Source organism: Mycolicibacterium parafortuitum (genome assembly GCF_002086815.1).
In the GTDB taxonomy this organism is placed as follows: domain Bacteria; phylum Actinomycetota; class Actinomycetes; order Mycobacteriales; family Mycobacteriaceae; genus Mycobacterium; species Mycobacterium parafortuitum.
In genome coordinates this window covers 173,536-191,348 of record NZ_MVID01000004.1, presented here as the reverse complement: position 1 = coordinate 191,348, position 17,813 = coordinate 173,536, and the positions used below count along the sequence as shown (strand labels likewise).

Here is a 17,813-nt window from a genome sequence, read left to right as displayed (position 1 = left end):
CTCAGTCGTCGCTCGTCGCTCCCGGCGCCCGGGTGCGTGACAGGTGCACCTTCAACGCGAGCTGCAGCGGGAACCACTCCGACGGCTCCATCACGTCGATGCCGCTGAGTTCGGCGGCCCGAGCCAGCCGCTGAGTCAGGGTATTACGGTGCACGATGAGCTCACGGCTGGCCACGCTCTGACTGCGATAGTGCAGGAACACCGCCAGCGTGTCGAGTAGTTCGGTGCCCTTGACCCGGTCGTACTCGGCGATCCTGGCGATCGCCGTGGCGTACCGATCACGAATGGTGTCCACTCCGGAGACGCGCATCAGCAGCATGTGATGCCCGACGTCGTCGAGGGTGAAGACGCCGTTCGGATTGTCGAGGCGGCTGCCGATCGCCATCGCGTCGCGCGCCTCGGCCAGTGCGCTCCCGAGCTCCGCCGCCGCCGACACCGGCCGCGACACCCCGAAGGTGACGGCGTGCCCGGCAGCTCGCAACCGGGAACACACCTCCAGCAACGGTATTCGCAGCGCGTCCACCGACGCGTCGTCGCCGTGCCACGGCACGATCGCCACCGTCTGGTGCGGGGTCGAGGAGAACAGGGTGCCCGAGGGCAGCGCCGCGCTGTCGGCCAGCAGCTCGCCGAGTGCGGGGGTGGCCGGGCGCCGCTCTGCCGCGCGTAACGCGACGGTGGAGGTGCTGGCCACCACGAAAACATGACCGGCCGAGGCATCCAACCCGACGGCCGCTGCGCGGGAACGTAACTCGTCGGCGCTGAGCCGTCCCGCGGTCAGATCGCGCAGGAACCAGTTGAGCCTGTTGCGGGAGAACAGTTCATCGGTCAGCATCGCCAACCGGATCGCCAGCGCGGCCTGATGCGCCACGGCTGCGGCCAGGGCCGTCTCGGCGATGGTGAACCGCCGGGCGGTCAGCCGGTAGCAGGCGAGCACGCCGAACTCCTCGGCGCCGACGCGCACCGGGCAGCTCGTCACCGCGCCGGCGATACCCTCGAACGCACGGTTCACCGACTGCGCGGCGCTGTGCCAGTCCGTGATCCCGTTTCGGACGTCCATGTCGACGGTGAGCAGTCGCGCGCGAAGCGTCTCGACCTCGGTTCCCGGCGCATCGGTGCGCACCTTGGTGTGCATCCGGTCGGCACCCGACGGATCGGTCACGAGGGCGACCACCACGTCCACCTCCCCGGCTTCGGCGAGGAACTCGACCGCGTAATCGACGGTCGCGCCGGTCGACGACCCCGAGGCGACCATCGACGCCAACTCGGTGAGGCCGTCGGCCACCGCGCCCAGGCGACGTCCGGCCTGACGTTCCCGCGCGGTGTCGAACACGGGCGCGACGAGTGCCGCCATCCGTTCGACGAACTCCACCTCGCCGGGCTCGAACTGATGACCGGTGGTGGCCCACACCGTGATCGATCCCAGCGGCTCCGCGCGCGAGGAGACGATCGGCACCGAGAAGATCGCGCCGTAACGCTCCTCACCGATACCGGGGTAGGGCAGAAATCTCGGGTCACCCGCGGGCTCGTCGGGCACCAGGTAACTCTGCTTCGTGGCGGCCACCCATCCGGTGACGCCCTCGCCGTAGGCCAACCGCAACGCACCCACGTGCGAGGCGGCGGGGCTTTCGGTCGCGCCGGTCAGCACGAGTTCCCTTGTGGCGGTGTCGTAGACGTAGGCGTAGACATCGCGGGTGGTCCGCTGCGCCTGGATCGCCTCGGCGACACCCTGGGCGACGAGCGCCACATCGTCGGTGGAGAACAGGACCTGCGCTATGTGCTCGACGGCGCGCAGTTCCACCTGCGGTAGCGAGTCATCGGGCATGACCCATCGTAATTCTCCGGATCCGTGGCCGGGCAGCATTGCCGGTGACTCAGATGCGGGTCAGATAACGCGCGGTCTCCCAATCGCTGACGGCTTCGCGGTGGCGGTCGCGCTCCCAGATGCGGGAGGCCAGATAGTGGTCGACGAACGCGTCGCCGAACGCGGTGCGGGCGGTGGTGCTGGATGCGAGCGCGTCGACGGCTTCGGCCAGCGAGCGGGGGAGAAGCGGTGCGTCGCCGTCGTAGGCGTTGCCGAGTACCGGTGCGGGCGGCTCCAGTTGGTTCTCTACGCCGTGCAGCACCCCGGCCAGGCACGCCGCCAACGCCAGATAGGGATTGGCGTCGGCGCCCGGCAGACGGTTCTCCATCCGGCAGGCCGCTTCGTCATTGGCGATGGCGCGCAGCGCCGCGGTGCGGTTGTCGGTGCCCCACACCGCTGCGACCGGCGACCAGGACCCCGGCACACGACGCTTGTAGGAGTTGACCGTCGGGCAGTACAGCGCGGTGAAGTCGCCCATCGTGGCCAACTGACCGGCCACCGCGTGGCGCATGAGGGCCGACGGGCCGTCGCCGGACCACATCGCGTTGCGGGCGGGCTGGGCCAGCGACTGCATGCTCTGGTGGATGTGGGCACTGGAGCCGGCCGCGTCCGTGGACACCTTAGCCATGAAGGAGGCGAGATATCCGTGCTGCTCGGCGATCCGCCGCACACCGTTCTTGTAGATCGCCACGCGGTCGGCGGTGGTGAGCACGTCGGCGTGCTCGATGTTGATCTCGATCTGGCCGGCGCCGTACTCGGTGTTGGACGCCAGGATGGGGATGCCGCAGGCGCGCATGCCTTCCCGGATCGCCCCGATGACATGTTCGAGCGCGCTGTGCCGGTTCAGGCTGAACGTCGCGATGCCCGGTGCCGCGGGGGTGAGGTCCCGGTATCCCTTCGCGGCGGCGGTCTCCGGCGTCTCGCGGTAGAGGTAGAATTCCAGTTCGTATCCGGCTGTGAGCTGGTAGCCGAGCGCAGCGGCGCGCGCCACCTGGCGGGCCAGCACCGTGCGCGGGGCGACGGGCACCGCGGAACCGTCGGTGTGCACGACGTCGCACAGCACGAACGCGTGTCCCGGCTCCCACGGCACCGGTCGCAACGTCGTGAGGTCCGGCATCAGCACCACATCGGAATACCCGGTGTGCCAACCGGATAGCGTGAAGCAGTCCATCAACGTGTCTTCGATGTCCCAGCCGAAAACGATGTTGGGGATCGACGATCCACGGGGTGCGATCGAGTCCAGGAAGAAGTCGGCCGGCACGAACTTGCCGCGCATCTGGCCGTCGAGATCGGTCATCCCGAACTGCACGGTGGTGATGTGATGGCGTTCGAACAGTGCACGGGCGGCGTCCACGGCGGAGCCCGCCCGTCCGTTCACCGTCCGGGTCTGCGTGCCGTCAGTGGACACGTCGGTCATCGTCGAACTCCTTCCGAAGCAACGGAGTCACCTGACATCGACTGCATCGTCGCCCCCACGGACAGTGGTTCGGGTGCACGACGAACCTAACCCGGCTGCGTCGACGCGGTCTGCGTGCAGGGTGTCCATAGTTTCATGGCATGCCGGCCCCAGGCCCCGTTCGGCGACATAGCTTCTGCTCACGGCCGAACCGGTCGTCGACGCCGCGAGCGGAGGATGACGCGGAATGCCCAACTGGTGCGACATGAATCGCGATGAGGTGGCGGCGGCCGCACGTTCGGGAGCGGTCGCGGTCCTGCCGCTGGGGGCGATCGAACAACACGGCGCCCACCTGCCCACCGGCACCGATGCCCTGCTGGCCGTCGCCGCCACGGCCGCAGCCGTCGCACGCACCGGCGACGTGCTGCTTCCCGCGGTGGCGTACGGTTGCTCGCTCGGGCACACCGCGCGGTGGCCGGGCACGGTGTCGCTGTCGGTCGAGACGTTGACCGCGATCGTCACCGACATCGGGCGCTGGGTCCTCACCTCCGGCTTCCGCAAGCTTGTGGTGATCAACTCCCACGCCACCAACGGCCCCTCGGCGCAGAGCGCGCTGCTCACACTGCGGCACGAACATCCCGCGCTACGAACCTGTTTCGCATCGCTGTACGACATCAGCGCCGAGGCGCACGCGGGCTACTTCAGCGACGCCACCGATCCGCACGCGAACGTCGCCGAGACCTCGATGGTGCTGCATCTCGACCCGGGACTGGTCATGCTCGACCGCGCGGTCGACGAAGAGGACCGCACCGCTGGGCGTGTGCTGACCTATCCGATGCCCGACGTGACTCACAGCGGCGTCGTCGGCCGACCCACGTCGGCGTCCGCGCAGACCGGCACGGCCCTGTTCACCGCGGTCGTCGACGGAGTCACCCGCCTGCTGGAACGGGTCCGCGCCGAGACCGAACCGTTTCCCGATCGCACGGCGGAGTCGCCGTGGAACAACCAGCACATCCCCACGAAAGGACCGTTATGAACATCCCCTTCCGCAGTCTGCTCACCTGCGCCGCATCTGCTGCGGTGTTCCTCGCCGCGGTCGCTCCCGGCGGCCCGGCGCACGCGCAACCCGGGGAGGTGAAGAACGTCGTGCTGGTCCACGGCGCCTTCGCCGACGGGTCCGGCTGGCGGGGCGTTTACGAGGATCTCGTCGGCCGGGGATACCGGGTCACGATCGTGCAGAACCCTCTCACCTCGCTGAGCGACGACATCGCCGCGACCCGCCGCGTCGTCGAACGCCAAGACGGGCCCACCCTGCTCGTCGGCCACTCTTACGGTGGTGCCGTGATCACCGCGGTCGGAGTGGACCCGAAGGTGAGCGGGCTGGTTTACGTCTCCGGACTGGCGCCCGATGCCGGCGAGACGATCGCCCAGCAGTACGCCGACTACCCCGCCCCACCCGCCTTCGTGATCGAGACCGGACCCGACGGTTTCGGGTTCCTGAACGCCGAGAAGTTCAAAGCCGGTTTCGCCGCGGACACCACCGACGAGGTCGCGGCGTTCCTGCGCGACGCCCAGGTGCCGATCAACATGTCGATTTTCCAAGACGTCTTCACCGACGCGGCCTGGCGGACCAAGCCCAGTTGGGCGGTGATCGCCACTCAGGACCAGGCGATCGACCCCAGGATGCTGCGGCAGAGCGCCGATCGGATCGGCGCACAGATCACCGAGGTCGCAGCCAGTCACGTCGCGTTCCTCACCCATCCCGGGGTCGTCGCCGACGTGATCGACAGAGCCGCCAAGGAATCGGGCCAGATGTGAGTGTCGTCAGGGCGCCAGGCGATCAACCGTAGGCTCGGTGCAGGAAGTCGTCGACCAGTGGCACCACATCGTCGAGATGGGTCTCCAGTAGCCAGTGGCCGCCACCGAGAAGATGCAGCGGTGCGCCGGGCAGGTCGCGGTGATAGGCACGGGCCGACTGCTCGGGCATATAGCCGTCGTGCGGACCCCAGACGATCAGCGCGGGAGGCTGCTGCTCACGCAGGTATGCCTGCTCGGCCGGAAACCACGCCAGGGTGGTCGGCTGATCCTCGAGCAGACGGATCAGGTTGGCGATGCGCTCGGGGGTGTTCATCAGCGACCAGTGCAGCGTCCACAGGTCGGGACCGATGCGGTCGGCGATGTCGGCGGGAAGTTCACCACGGAACTCGCTCTCGAAGCCGCCGAGCGTGACGTGCTGGGCGATCGCACGCCGTGCGCCCGGGCCGGGGTTGTTCCAAGACTCCCTGAGGAAGTCGTACTTAGGACCTAAGGTGTCCTCGTAGATGTCGCCGTTCTGGATGACGAGCCCGGCGACTCGGCCGGGATGGGCCATTGCCAATTGCAAACCGGCCTGGGAGCCGTAATCGTGGAGCCAGATGACGTAGCGGTCGAGCTTCATCGCGTCGACAAACGATTGCAGGAAGCCCGCGTATGCGGCGAAGGTGTACCCGAAATCGTCGACGGAAGGCGTTGCGCTGTAGCCGAACCCGGGCAGGTCTGGGGCGAGGAGGCGCCAGCGGTGGCCGAGTGCGGCCATCAGGTTGCGGTAGACATACGACGAGGCCGGGTAACCGTGGGGGAGCAGCAGGACGGGGGCATCGGCAGGGCCTGCGGCGCGGTAGAACGTGTCGACGCCGTCGACCGTGATGCGGTGGTGGGTGACGCTGCTCATGCCCGTTCCAACACGTCCCGAGCCGTAGTCGTTACCGCCGAGATGGACCGCGCAGCCATGGCCCCGGAGGTGGCCGGCACTGCGCTTCGGGAATACGACCGCTCTGTGACAGGTCGTACTAGCCATGACCGTGAGACTTGGATTACAGATACCGAACTTCTCCTACGGCCTACCCGTAGGCGAACTCTTCGCGGCGGTGAAGTCGCAGGTGCAGGAGGCTGAGGCCGCCGGATTCGACACCGTGTTCCTGATGGACCACTTCTATCAGCTGCCGGGCTTGGGCGCCCCGGACGAACCGATACTGGAGGCCTACACCACCTTGGGAGCGCTGAGCGCCGTCACCGACCGCGTGCAGCTCGCGACGTTGGTCACCGGGAACACCTACCGGAACCCCACGTTGCTCGCCAAGGAGATCACCACACTGGACGTGATCAACCGCGGGCGCATGATCCTGGGCGTCGGAGCGGGCTGGTTCGAGCTGGAGCATCAACAGCTCGGCTACGAATTCGGCACGTTCGCCGAGCGATTCGAGAAGCTGGAAGAAGCTCTGCAGATCATGATTCCGATGATCCACGGAGACCGGCCGACCTTCGAGGGCAAGTGGTACCACACCGAGAGCGCCATCAACGAGCCGCGCTACCGCGACCATATTCCGGTGTTGCTCGGCGGTAGCGGTGAGAAGAAGACCTTCCGGCTGGCAGCCCGGTACGCGGACCACCTCAACATCATCGCGCCCATGGACGAGCTTCCCGCCAAGTTGCGCGTGCTCGAGGAGAGATGTGCCGAAATCGGTCGTGATCCAGCGACCTTGGAAACCAGCGGCTTTCTCACCGTGGTGATCGACGGCGAACCCTCGGTCGACATGGAGGAAGCTACCGGCGGCCGCGCTGTCCACGGCACACCCCAACAGGTCGCCGAGGAGATCCAGCGACGTGTGTTCGACGTCGGAGTCGACGGGGTGATCATCAACCTGCCGACGCACGGCTACACGCCAGGGCTCGTCACGAAGGTGGGGGAGGCGCTGAGCCAGCTGCCCAGCTGATCGCACGCCAACCGGGGCGCGATTGCCACCAACCGTAAGGGGGGCGATGAACAACAGCCACCGCGGCACCGGCACGCCGGATATGCCGGCACCTTTCACGTGGCACGCCACCGACAAGCAGCTCGCCGACCTCCGCGACCGACTTCGGGCCACTCGATGGCCCGATACCCCCGATGACGTCGGGTGGTCGATCGGTGTGGACACCTCCTATCTGCGCGAGCTCGTCGAGTACTGGGCGAACGACTTCCAGTGGTCCGAACAGGAGGAAGCCCTCGCGACGTCGCCGCGCTTCTCGGTGCCGATCGACGGACTCGACATCCATTTCGTCCACGCCCGAGCCGCGTCGCCTGACGCACTGCCCCTGGTGCTGAGTCACGGGTGGCCCGACTCGTTCTGGCGATACTCGAAAGTCATTCCCCTGCTGACCGATCCGGGCCGTTACGGGGCCGACCCGGCCGATGCGTTCGATGTCGTCGTCCCCGACCTACCCGGGTTCGGGTTCTCGCAGCGGCCACCGCAGGCCCTCGACGCCATTGAGGTCTCGCGAATGTGGGCGCGTCTCATGGAGATCCTCGGTTACCGGCGCTTCGGGGCGGTCGGCGGCGACATCGGCAGCAGCGTCAGCCGTTTTCTCGCCCTGGACTTCCCGGATCGTGTCGTCGCGGTGCATCGCATGGACGCCGGGTTGCCGACCGGCGACCCGACGGCGAACGATCTGACACCGGCAGAGCGGCAGTGGATCGCCACGGCAACGACGTGGGGTGCCGTAGAGGGCGCGTACGCCGCGATACACCGCACCAAACCGCAGACCGCCGCCACCGCCCTCAACGATTCGCCGGCTGGTCTGGCCGCGTGGATCGTGGAGAAGCTCCGGGCGTGGAGCGACTGCGACGGCGATATCGAGAGTGTCTTCACCAAAGACGAGATCCTCACCAACGTGTCGATCTACTGGTTCACGTCGACGATCGGCTCGTCGATGCGGATGTACCGGGCGAACGCCCAGATCGACGCCGGACAGCTTGCCCGGCGCATCGAAGTGCCCTCGGGCTATTCGTTGTTCGCCGGCGACATCGTGCGACCACCGCGCGAATGGCTGCACCGAATGAGCAATGCCGTCTACATCAGCGAACCCGCTCACGGCGGGCACTTCGCCCCATTCGAGCAACCTCAGCTCTACGCCGCGGAATTGCGCGACTTCTTCCGTCCCTACCGGCATCGCCAGCCCTGGTAGCTGTTTTCCTAGGAAGACGGGTGCCTGTTGCGGGCGCCGCCAAACACGTTGACTCTCCGGTGACAGGGGCAATACCACCGAGCACTGGAGAGTTGTGATGTCGAGTTCCATTCCGGCCGAAGTCGGGGATTACGACCGAATGATGGCACTGCTCACCGGCTACTGGGTCAGCCAGATGGTCAATGCCGCTGCGATCTTCAACATCGCGGACCATCTCGCGGCCGGCGCCGACACGGCTGATGCGATCGCCGATGCCGAATATGCCGACCGCGACGCCATGCGCCGGCTGTTGCGGTCCTTGGCCTCGATCGGGCTTGTCACGTCCACCGACGGCGCGCGCTTCGGCGCCACGTCCTTGCTGGGCACACTCCGCAGGGACGATCCGAACTCGCTGCGCGGCATGGTGCTCGCGATGAGTGCACGGGGGCACTGGTTGCCCTGGGGGCGGTTCGTGGACGCGGTCCGCACGGGTGACCGGCAGATCAGGGCCGCGCTCGGCTTCGAGAACGCGTTCGATTATTTCGGTGCGAACCTTGATGAGGCCGCCGTGTTCACCGAGGCCATGTCCAACCTCAGCGCCGCTGTGGCGGCCGAGATCGCCCAGGCGATCGATACGGCGGGCGTCGACCGGGCGTGGGACGTCGGCGGCGCGAACGGCGAGGTCATCCGGGCGATGATGCGCGCCAACCCGCATCTGCGCGGGGGCGTCTTCGATCTGCCGCACGTGGTGCCTGACGCGGTCGAGGCCGCACGCCGCGACGGATTGCTCCCTCGCTTCACAGCGACCGGCGGCGACTTCTTCAGGTCGGTTCCGGGCGGCGATCTGTACGTGCTCAAGTTCATCCTGCACGACTGGGATGACGACAGCTGCATACGAATCCTCAAGAACTGCCACGCGTCCCTGCAGGCGGGCGGCCGCGTCGTCGTCGTCGACTACCTCGTCGGTGAGACCGGCGCCGCGGGCCTGCCGCCGCTCATGGACATGAACATGCTCGTCATGACCGGTGGGCGCGAGCGCGACATCGCCGAGTTCGATGCGATCTTCGACTCGGCCGGGCTGCGGCGTACCGGCATCACCCGGGCCGGTCAGTTCGCCGTCATCGAGACCGTGGCCATCTAGACCGCGACGTGTGTCAGCGCTTACGCGGGCGGCGTTCAGCGGGGTCGGGCTTGTTCACGCTCAGGTGGTCGATCAACAACTGCGCCATGGCATGCCGTTGGGGTTCCGTCGGCAAGGGCGCGTCGCTGACCATCTGGCCGACCATCAGCCCCAGGGGTGCCGCCCACAGAAGGTCGGTGATCGCGGCGGCATCGGGTGTCGACGTGCCGATGAGCGCAGCGATGCGTTCGAGTCCGGGCTGGAGGCTGACGAGTTGCTCCATCCCGAGCGTCGAGCGCAGCGATCTGGTCGCGATCAGGATCTCCATCGCGGTGAGGCTCGCCGGGTTGAGGAAGACCTTCCATGCGGCATCGGTGAGCGCGCGCATGCGGTCCGCGGTGTCCTCGATGCCCTCGACCTCGTCGGCGAGTTCGTTGATCGACGTCACCAGGGTGGTGATGGCGTGATCGATGACAGCGGTCAGTAGGCCGTCGCGGTCGCCGAAGTGGTACTGGACAACGCCGGTGCTGACTCCGGCCCGTTCGATGATGTGGCGGGTGCTGGCCGCCGAGAAGCCTTCCTCGCGGATGCATCGGATGGTCTCTTCGATGACCAGTTCGCGTGTGCGGTCGGCGCGTTCCTGGCTTCGGTGCCGGCTGCGGCGTGGTGCGGAACCGCTCGTCTGCTTGTCCGCCGTCGGTTCGTGGCTCGTGCGGGCCTCACCGGCACTGCGAGGTGGCTTTCGAGGCGGCACGTATCGATCCTATTCGTGCCCGGCGTGGCGCGGCCGGAACGGGTCACGCATGGTCAGGTCCGCCGGGGGCTGAGCAGCAGATCGACCCAGTTCTCGGGCGGCGGTGCCTTGCTGTCGGCGGCGGCGAAGACACCGATGTCGCCGTTGGGGTGTTGGAAGAGTCCGTTCGCCGAGTCGTAGACGGCCACCTGCGGGCCGAGTGGCTCCCCGGTTGCGGAGTGCGCGGCCGGGGCCTGCCGGCCGTAGGGCGGAACCCATAGTTCGGGTGGAGGGTGATACGGCAACGGCGGGGGTGGCGGACCCGGCGTCACCGGCGGTACCGGCGGTACCGGTAACGGGTACGGCGCGAACTCGGCGGGCCCGGGACCCGGGGGAACCCCGGGTGGCAGTTCGGTCACCGGCGGACCAGGGTCGTAGTCGGCACCGGGCGGAGTATAGGGAAACTTGTTCGGCGGCAGAATGTTCCGCGGATCGGTGATCGGTGTGTTCTCGGGGACGGCGGGACCACGCCAGGCTTGGTTACCGATCGGGACGTATCCGGCGGGGTCGCGGCAGAGTGCGACGGTGGGCGCGCGCTTGCCGGGGAACTCCTGGCACGGATAGTTGCGGGCGCCCCGCACCACGAGCGACGAGCTCTGGGGCACTTTGCAATACATGTCGTCGGGGATCTCGCGCAGGGTCTGGTTGCCGGGTGAGCGGATCTGCGTCGGCGGGATGAAGCCGACGTTGCATGGGGGAGGGTCGTCGAGACCGAGCTTGAAGTCGACCTTTGTGCCTTCGTCGGGCGGATACTGTTCGGCGGAGCTGATGAGTACGGCGGTCACGGCCGGCAGCACCACAAGCGTCTGCTCGATCGACTTGTGGTAGATCACCCCGATGCGGCCGAAGTTGGCGAGATTGGCGGCCAGCATCGGAAATGACGGGCGGATCCCGGCGAAGGTGTCGGTGGCGGCGTCAGCTGCTGACGGGGCGGTTTGCAGCAGAGTCCGCAGTTGCGGGTCCGCGGCCCGCAATTCGGTGGTGAAACGGGCCAGCCCGTCGGCGAGCGAGGTGATGTTTCGTCCGCTGCGGATCTGCGTGTCCAGGAAGGGGCCGAGATGATCGATCAGGGCGGTGGTGTCGTCGCGCGCGCCGTTAAATTCGCCGAGAAGCGCAGTGGTGGAACGTATCAGACGCGCGACTTCGGGACCGGACTGATCGAATGCGGTGGCGGTCTCGCGGAGTACGTCGTCGAGCTGGCTGCGGTCCAGTGAGTTGACGAGGTCCTGGGCTTCTCGTAGGAGGCCGGCCACGTCTCCGCTGAGTGTGGTGTGCGAGCGATCGATGACGGACCCGTTCCTCAGCGGGGTATCGGATGCGTGGTCGGGCGCCGGGATGAGGTCGACGTACTGTTCCCCGATCGCGGAGACGCTCTTGGCCGCGGCGATGACGTCGGCAGGGATCGCGACGTCCGACTCCAGCCGCATGTGCACATCGACGCTGAGGTCGTCGGTCAACTCGACAGCGGTGACGCGTCCGACGGTGGACCCGCGATAGGTGACGTTCGCATTCGGATAGAGACCGCCGCTGGCGGCGAAGTTCGCGGTCACGGTGTAGCGCCCGATGCCCAGCGTGTCGGGCACCCGCAGGTAGAAGATGGCGACAGCGCCGAGGGCGAGGACGGTGATGACGGCGAAGACGCTCAGCTGCCAGCGAATGGTGCGGCCCAGCATCAACGTCCGCCCGTCGAGGATGTGGCCGGAGGGATCTTGAAAGGGTCCGCAGCCTGACCGGACAGGTCGGCTTGCTCGCCGATCAGGAAATCGGGGGTGGTCAGGATCTCGCTGAGGTGCTTCATGTTGGGGTCCAGCGGCGAGGTGGTGAAGAAGTTCTCGCCGAAACGGCGCTGGGTCATATCGAGGGTGGCGATGGCGTTGAGGTAGTCCCCGCGCACGGCTTGTTTGATACCGGTCTGGGGGAACGGGTAGGTCACCATGATGGGCAGCGCGTCGATCAGTTCCTGCGCGTGGTCGGCGAGCGGCTTGACCACGGCGTAGGCAGCGGTGATGTCCGCGGCGATGTCGTCTGTGGTCTGGGCGAGGATCCTGGCGGTGACCTCGCTGACACGCTGCAGCGCGGCGAAGGTCTCGACGATACGGCCGGCGTTGGCGTTCAGCGTGCGGGTGGCCTCGGGAAGTGCGGCCAGCGCATCGGCGACGACGGTGTCGTGCGCGGCGAACTTCGAGGCCACGCGGTTGATGGAGTCCATCGCGGCGACGATGTCGTCGCTCTGGCGACTGACCGCGGCGGTGAGGTCGGCCAACTCCGGTAGGAGGTTGGTGAACTGGCCGGTTCGCCCGTCCACGGCACGGTGAAGCTCGTCGGTGATGTTCTGCAGCACACCGAGATTGCCCTTGTTGACGACCAGTCCGAGACTGGAGAGCACCTCTTCGGTCGTCGGGTAGCGGCCGGCACGCTGCTGGGGAATGTGTGCTCCGTCGACGAGGACGCCCACCGCCGGTTCGGCCGACGGCGCCCGGAGCTCGACGTGCTGGGAACCCAGCAGCGACGTCTGTCCGAGCGTGACGGTGGCATTGGCCGGCAGATGCACTGACGGATTCAGCGACAATTCCAGCGCCGCATAGAACGTGCCGTCGGGCCGTTGCCTGACCTGCTGGCCTGACACGCTGCCGACGGTCACGTCATCGACGAGCACCGGCGAGTTCTGTGGCAGCGTGGACACATCGGGAAGTTCCACGGTGATGGTGAACGCGCCGGCGCCGTGGCCCGCTGTGCCGGGAAGGTTCAGCGAGTTCAATCCGCCGAACGCGCAGCCCGTACCGATGACAGCCGTGGAGCCGAGTGCGGTGAGAATCTTCGCGGCGCGGATCGTTGACCTGCTCATCGCCCCGGTCCCGCCGGTGTCGGCGCTGTGTCGGCAGCTTCCGCCGGTAGCAGCAGACCGGCAAGGTCGGTGTCGGGCGGCATCGTCGGCGGGGTCACCCCGGGCAATGGGAGCCACTGTAACTGCGATACCGGTGTCTGGGCCTTGGCCTGGGTGGCGGGGGTGTCGTAGATCATCTGGCCCTTGTAGGCGGTGATGGTGTTGATCGGGTGGAACAGGACGGGCGGGAAGTTCATCATGATCCTCTTGAGAACCGGGCCCATGCGTTGCCTGCAGATCTCGGTCCGCTTGAAGTATTCGGGCGTGCCGGCGGCGTCGAACACACCGGCACACAGAAACTGCACGGGATTGGCGATGTTGGGCAGCGACAGGATCGCACCGATCGATCCCTGCGCCGGGTTGTAGATGTTGTAGAAGTTCGCCAGCGCATTGGGTGCCACGTGCAGCACCTGCTCGATGTCTTCGCTGTGTTCGGTCAGCAGCGACGTGAACTCGGCCAGCTTGGTGGCCTGAGACCCGACTGTGTCGTTGTTGGTGTTGAGGAAGTCCCTGACCTGCGCGAGTGCACCATTGAGAGCCGCCAGCGAGCCCGCCAGGTCGGTGGAGCTGTCGGCGAAAACCTGCGACAGAGCGGCGACATGGCCGGTGAACTGCACGATCTGTTCGTTGCTTGTGGACAGCACGTCGACCAGGGTGCGCAGGTTCTTCACGGTCCCGACCAGGTCGAAGCGGGAATCGCCGAGGCGCCCAGCGGTTTGGGAGAGTTCCCGGATGGCGTCACGGAACGATTGGCCGTTGCCCTCGAAGGTGGTCGCGGCCTGGTTGATCGCGGCGCTGAGTGGCCCCTGCAAGGTCGTGCCGTGCGGGCCGAGCTGGGCCGCGAGCGAGGTGAGCTGGTCTTTGACGTCGTCCCATTCCACCGGGACCGCGGTGCGGTCGGAGGGGATCACCGCGTGGTCGGTGAGCGCCGGTCCGCCGTCGTACACAGGTGCCAGTTCGATGGTGCGTGCGGACAGCAGATTGGGGGCCACGATGATCGCGGCGGCATCAGCGGGTACGGGGACGCCGGAGCGGACGGTGAACGTGATCTCGGTGTGCGTCGGCCCTGGCGCGATTCGGGAGACAGTTCCTACTGGGACGCCGAGGATTTCGACATTGTCGCCCGGGTAGAGGCCCACCGCGGACGGGAAGTGTGCGGTGACGGTCAGCGGCGCCGACCGCGGCCAGGCGGTGATGACCCCACCGATCAGGGCGCCCAGCAACAGAAGGGCGAGCACCACCCGGGGCAGTCTGTGTTGAAGCGCTGCATTGAGAGTTCTCATGGTGACTTCGGCCTGATGACGGCGCGGTCGGTGATGAAGCCGCGGAGGAAGTCCGAAAGGCTGTCGGGCAGCTTGCCGGGTTGGAAGTACGCGTCGAGGAGGACCCCGCCGAGCGTGGGCGGGGGTACGCCGAAGACGTTGGCCTGGAATCCCGGACCGGAGCCGACGACCTCGCCGAGTGCGGTGGCGTACGAGGGCAGCCCGGTGAGCGCGGCGGAGAGGTGTTGGCGGCGTTCGTTGAGGTTGTCGAGAACGAGGTTCAGTCGGGTCAGCGCCGGTCTGAGGTGTTCGTTGTTGTCGTCGACAAATCCGCTCAGTTGGTCGGAGACCGCCCGGATGCCGGAAATCAGTTGGTCGATGGCCTGGCGGCGGGTCGCGAGCTCGGCGAACAAGGTGTTGCCGTCGGTGATCAGCTGATTGATCTGGTCGGACCGGGCGGCGACGACGTCAGACAGCGACTTGGCGTGTTCGAGCAGCTGTTGCAGCTTGTCGTCGCGCTGGTTGACGGTGCGCGACAGTGCGGTGATGCCGTCGAGTGCCGACCGCACCTGGGGTGTCGCGTCGCGCATCGCCGCGGTGAGGGTGTCGAGGGCCTCGACGAACGTGTCCTGGTCGAGTTCGCCGACGTTGCGCCCGAGGTCTTGCAGCGCGTTGTTGAGGGTGTACGGGGTCGTGGTGCGGCTCAGCGGTATTGCGGTGACGGTTCCGCTGCCGCGGGGAGTCACTTCGATGGAGCGTTGTCCGAGCACGGTGTCGGTCTTGATGGCGGCCAGCGATTGATCGCCGACCCGGATCTTGCGGTCGACGGTGAAGCTGACGCGCGCGGCCCTGGTCGAGATGTCGAGCTCGACGGTCTTGACCTCGCCGACGGAGAGCCCGTAGATCTGCACGGGATTTCCGGGCACGATGCCGCCGGCATGCGCGAAGTACGCGGTGTAGCGCTGGCCGTGCGGCCAGAACGGAAGGCTGGTATAGCCGAAGGACACCAGCACCAAACACACGACGATCGCGATCCCGAAGATGCCGGTGCGCAACGGATCTCGGCTTTGAAGGTTACTTGGCAAAGTCGCACCTGCCGTTGTTCGACGCGGGTGGTTTCACGGCCGGAAGCACAATGTCGCTTCCGGCAGGCCCATTGATCTTGATCTTGACCGAGCAGAAATAGATGTTGAAGAACGAGCCGTACGCCCCAAGCGCACTGAGCCGCAGATAGTCCTCGGCAAGAGGCTCGATGGTGGCATTGACGTCCGCTTTTCGGTCGTCGAGTACGGCGGCGAGGGGGCCGGCGTTCTCGATGACACCCTGGAACGGACGCCGCGCAGTGCGCAGGACCTCGGTGAGATCGCGTTCGGTGGCGGCCAGGGGTTCCAGCGCGTTGACGATGGGGTCGCGCCCGATACTGAGGGTGGTGATCAACTGCTGAAGCTGATCCACGCTGGTGTCGAGGTCGGTGGTCTTCTCGTCGGCAGCGGCCAGGACCGTGGTGAGGTTGTCGATGGTCTCGCCAATGAGCCGGTCCCGGCCGGCGATGGCGTGGGTGAAGTCGGAGGTGTCGGCCAGCACCGTGGACAGCGCGGCGCCCTTGCCCTGGAGCAGTTCGATGATGGCGTTGCTGACCTGGTTGAGTTTGGCCCCGTCGAGGCCTTTGAGGACGGGCCGCAGGCCCCCCAGGAGGGCGTCGAGGTCCAGAGCCGGTTCGGTGTTGTCACGCGGAATCGTCGCTCCGGCAGGAAGTTTGCGCAGTTCCCCGGGCCCGGCCAGGATCTCCAGATATCGGTCGCCGGTCAGATTCTGATAGCGGATCGCCGCACGGGTCGAGGTATAGAGCTGCTGGCGGTTGTCGACGGTGAAGCTGACGGTCGCGTGATCACCGGTGATGGTGATGTCTTTGACCGTCCCGACCGGGATGCCGGCGATACGGACGTCTTCGCCGGGCTTCAGGCGTGACACCGAGGTGAAGTCGGCGTGGAACGTCGTGCTGGAGCCGAAGCGGAACTGGCCGAACGTCAGGACCAGCCCCGCCAGCACCAGCAGCATGACCACCGTGAAGATACCCACCTTGACGGCGACGCCTCGAGTCGACATCAGTAGTCGTCCCGTTCCGCGTAGGCACCGTTGAACAGGAACTGCAACGTGGACGGAGCGTCGAACTGCAGCTCGGTGTTCGGCTGATACGGCACGTAGGCGTTGTCGGTGACGAGAAACGGTGGGCGGTACCAGGACCCGACGCCCTGCTTGGTCGGAAGGTCGGGCAATCCCCGACAGTTAGGTCCCCCGGAGGCGTTGACCAGCGGAAGGCTCTCCGGATACGTGTAAGCCGGTGAGCCCGGAATGAAGCCCGAATTGACGAACAAGGCCGGCTGGATGCCGCCGATGTAGGGGCCGAACTTCTTGTAGGCCTTCGCGAAGGAGGTGACCAGACAACCGAATTCGGGTGAGTAGTCACTCAGTACCTGTAAGGGGACGCGCAGGCGCTCGATGGCGGCGATCAGGTCGCTTTCGGCCGGGGCGAGGGTGTCGGCGCCGGTATTGGCCAGGCCGGTGGCGGCCAGCAGCGTGGCGCTGAGGTTGTCGCGCTCGTCGCCGACCGTGTCGCTGATGGTGGGAACGTTGCCCAGGGTGGACACTAGGTCGTTGGCGGCGGCGTTGTAGATGTCGCCGACATCGGTGAGCTTGCGGAGGCTTTCGTGCAACTCCGGCAGGTGCGGGTTCACCGCACCCAGGAACTCACTCGCGTTCACGAGACCTTCGCCGAGGTCGTTTCCGTTGCCGCGCAATCCCTCGGCGAGTGCGGTCAGGGTCGCGTTGAGCTCTACCGGGTTGATCTTCTGCAGCGTGTCTACCAGCGACTGGAACAACGTGTTCACTTCGACGCTGACATCGGCGGCCTGCAGATGCGCATGCGGCGGGAGCCGCTCGGCACTCGGCTGCGACGGGGGAAGCAGTTCGACGGACTTGGCCCCGAACACGGTGCTGCTAGCTATCCGAGCGGTCACATTGGCAGGAATCTTCGCCAGTTCGTCCGTGCGGATCGCGAGCGTCAACTGCGCCGAGACGCCGTCGTAGGAGATATCCGACACCGTGCCGATCGGGACCCCGAGGAACTTCACCTTCGCATCGCGATCCATCACCAGACCTGCGCGCGGCGCCGACAATGTCACGGTCGACGTAGGCGTGAACACGCCCTGATAGCCCAGGAAGGTCAGCGCAGCGGCGGCGACACAACTCGCCGCGAAGAGCGCCGCGGCCACACGAACCTTCGTGCGGCGCTTTCCCTGTGTCTCCACTGAACGCCTTCTACTCCAAGCAACTGTGGTTGTTCGCGCTCCGAGACGGCGCCCAACAACGCTGGGAGACAGCGCCTTGCCATCGCATGTTGAGCGACCGGATCGGAAAAACTATCGACCGTTATAACATCACACGTGATATAAAACTAGCGTTCGGTGATCTCGCAACGCGTGCCGAACTCCATCCGTCGCCGGATCGGACGGCGGCAACCTCGATGCGGAGGCCA

15 protein-coding genes are annotated in these 17,813 nt (G+C 66.7%); 5 read left to right on the top strand and 10 right to left on the bottom strand.

The window, feature by feature from the left end:
- Position 1: 1 nt before the first annotated feature.
- Positions 2-1,822, bottom strand: a complete 1,821-nt coding sequence (locus BST38_RS07405) for a helix-turn-helix domain-containing protein (RefSeq protein ID WP_083142615.1) — start codon at positions 1,820-1,822, stop codon at positions 2-4.
- Between the two features lie 49 nt (positions 1,823-1,871).
- Positions 1,872-3,278, bottom strand: coding sequence for a glutamine synthetase family protein (locus tag BST38_RS07400; RefSeq protein ID WP_083142614.1), 1,407 nt, complete (start codon positions 3,276-3,278; stop codon positions 1,872-1,874).
- A gap of 244 nt (positions 3,279-3,522) precedes the next feature.
- On the opposite strand from BST38_RS07400, the gene BST38_RS07395 reads away from it, so the two are divergent.
- Entirely contained in the window at positions 3,523-4,293 is a 771-nt protein-coding gene (locus BST38_RS07395; RefSeq protein ID WP_236645047.1) for a creatininase family protein, read from the top strand.
- Entirely contained in the window at positions 4,290-5,075 is a 786-nt protein-coding gene (locus tag BST38_RS07390; RefSeq protein ID WP_083142612.1) for an alpha/beta fold hydrolase, read from the top strand. The genes BST38_RS07395 and BST38_RS07390 overlap by 4 nt, the downstream gene beginning before the upstream one ends.
- Positions 5,076-5,097: 22 nt before the next feature.
- Here BST38_RS07390 and BST38_RS07385 read toward each other — a convergent pair whose 3' ends face one another.
- The gene (locus BST38_RS07385) at positions 5,098-5,967 is read right to left on the bottom strand and encodes an alpha/beta fold hydrolase (protein WP_083142611.1); all 870 of its coding nucleotides are present in this window, start codon (positions 5,965-5,967) and stop codon (positions 5,098-5,100) included.
- A 124-nt stretch (positions 5,968-6,091) separates the two neighbouring features.
- On the opposite strand from BST38_RS07385, the gene BST38_RS07380 reads away from it, so the two are divergent.
- From BST38_RS07380 to BST38_RS07370, 3 genes are all read left to right on the top strand, one after another.
- Positions 6,092-7,009 carry an LLM class F420-dependent oxidoreductase gene (locus tag BST38_RS07380; RefSeq protein WP_083142610.1) on the top strand — a complete coding sequence of 306 codons (918 nt, stop codon included), beginning with the start codon at positions 6,092-6,094 and terminating at the stop codon, positions 7,007-7,009.
- A gap of 46 nt (positions 7,010-7,055) precedes the next feature.
- Positions 7,056-8,240 (top strand): epoxide hydrolase family protein, encoded by a 1,185-nt coding sequence (locus BST38_RS07375; RefSeq protein WP_237160696.1) that lies wholly within the window; start codon positions 7,056-7,058, stop codon positions 8,238-8,240.
- Between the two features lie 142 nt (positions 8,241-8,382).
- Positions 8,383-9,360, top strand: a complete 978-nt coding sequence (locus BST38_RS07370; RefSeq protein ID WP_237160695.1) for a methyltransferase — start codon at positions 8,383-8,385, stop codon at positions 9,358-9,360.
- A gap of 13 nt (positions 9,361-9,373) precedes the next feature.
- Here the strand turns inward: BST38_RS07370 and BST38_RS07365 are convergent, their stop codons facing one another.
- Genes BST38_RS07365 through BST38_RS07335 form a run of 7 tightly spaced genes read right to left on the bottom strand, consistent with a single transcriptional unit; the run spans position 9,374 to position 17,586 of the window.
- The gene (locus BST38_RS07365) at positions 9,374-10,093 is read right to left on the bottom strand and encodes a TetR/AcrR family transcriptional regulator (RefSeq protein ID WP_083142608.1); all 720 of its coding nucleotides are present in this window, start codon (positions 10,091-10,093) and stop codon (positions 9,374-9,376) included.
- 53 nt (positions 10,094-10,146) lie between these two features.
- A complete protein-coding gene (locus BST38_RS07360) occupies positions 10,147-11,805 on the bottom strand; it encodes an MCE family protein (protein WP_083142607.1) in 1,659 nt (552 codons plus the stop codon).
- Complete coding sequence (locus BST38_RS07355) at positions 11,805-12,977, bottom strand: MCE family protein (RefSeq protein ID WP_083142606.1); 1,173 nt, start codon at positions 12,975-12,977, stop codon at positions 11,805-11,807. Before BST38_RS07355 ends, BST38_RS07360 begins: the two co-directional genes overlap by 1 nt.
- Positions 12,974-14,299 carry an MCE family protein gene (locus BST38_RS07350; RefSeq protein ID WP_083142605.1) on the bottom strand — a complete coding sequence of 442 codons (1,326 nt, stop codon included), beginning with the start codon at positions 14,297-14,299 and terminating at the stop codon, positions 12,974-12,976. Before BST38_RS07350 ends, BST38_RS07355 begins: the two co-directional genes overlap by 4 nt.
- A complete protein-coding gene (locus BST38_RS07345; protein WP_083142604.1) occupies positions 14,296-15,363 on the bottom strand; it encodes an MCE family protein in 1,068 nt (355 codons plus the stop codon). The genes BST38_RS07350 and BST38_RS07345 overlap by 4 nt, the downstream gene beginning before the upstream one ends.
- Positions 15,353-16,384 (bottom strand): MCE family protein, encoded by a 1,032-nt coding sequence (locus BST38_RS07340; RefSeq protein ID WP_083142603.1) that lies wholly within the window; start codon positions 16,382-16,384, stop codon positions 15,353-15,355. Before BST38_RS07340 ends, BST38_RS07345 begins: the two co-directional genes overlap by 11 nt.
- Entirely contained in the window at positions 16,384-17,586 is a 1,203-nt protein-coding gene (locus tag BST38_RS07335) for an MCE family protein (protein WP_083142602.1), read from the bottom strand. The genes BST38_RS07340 and BST38_RS07335 overlap by 1 nt, the downstream gene beginning before the upstream one ends.
- Positions 17,587-17,813 lie beyond the last annotated feature (227 nt).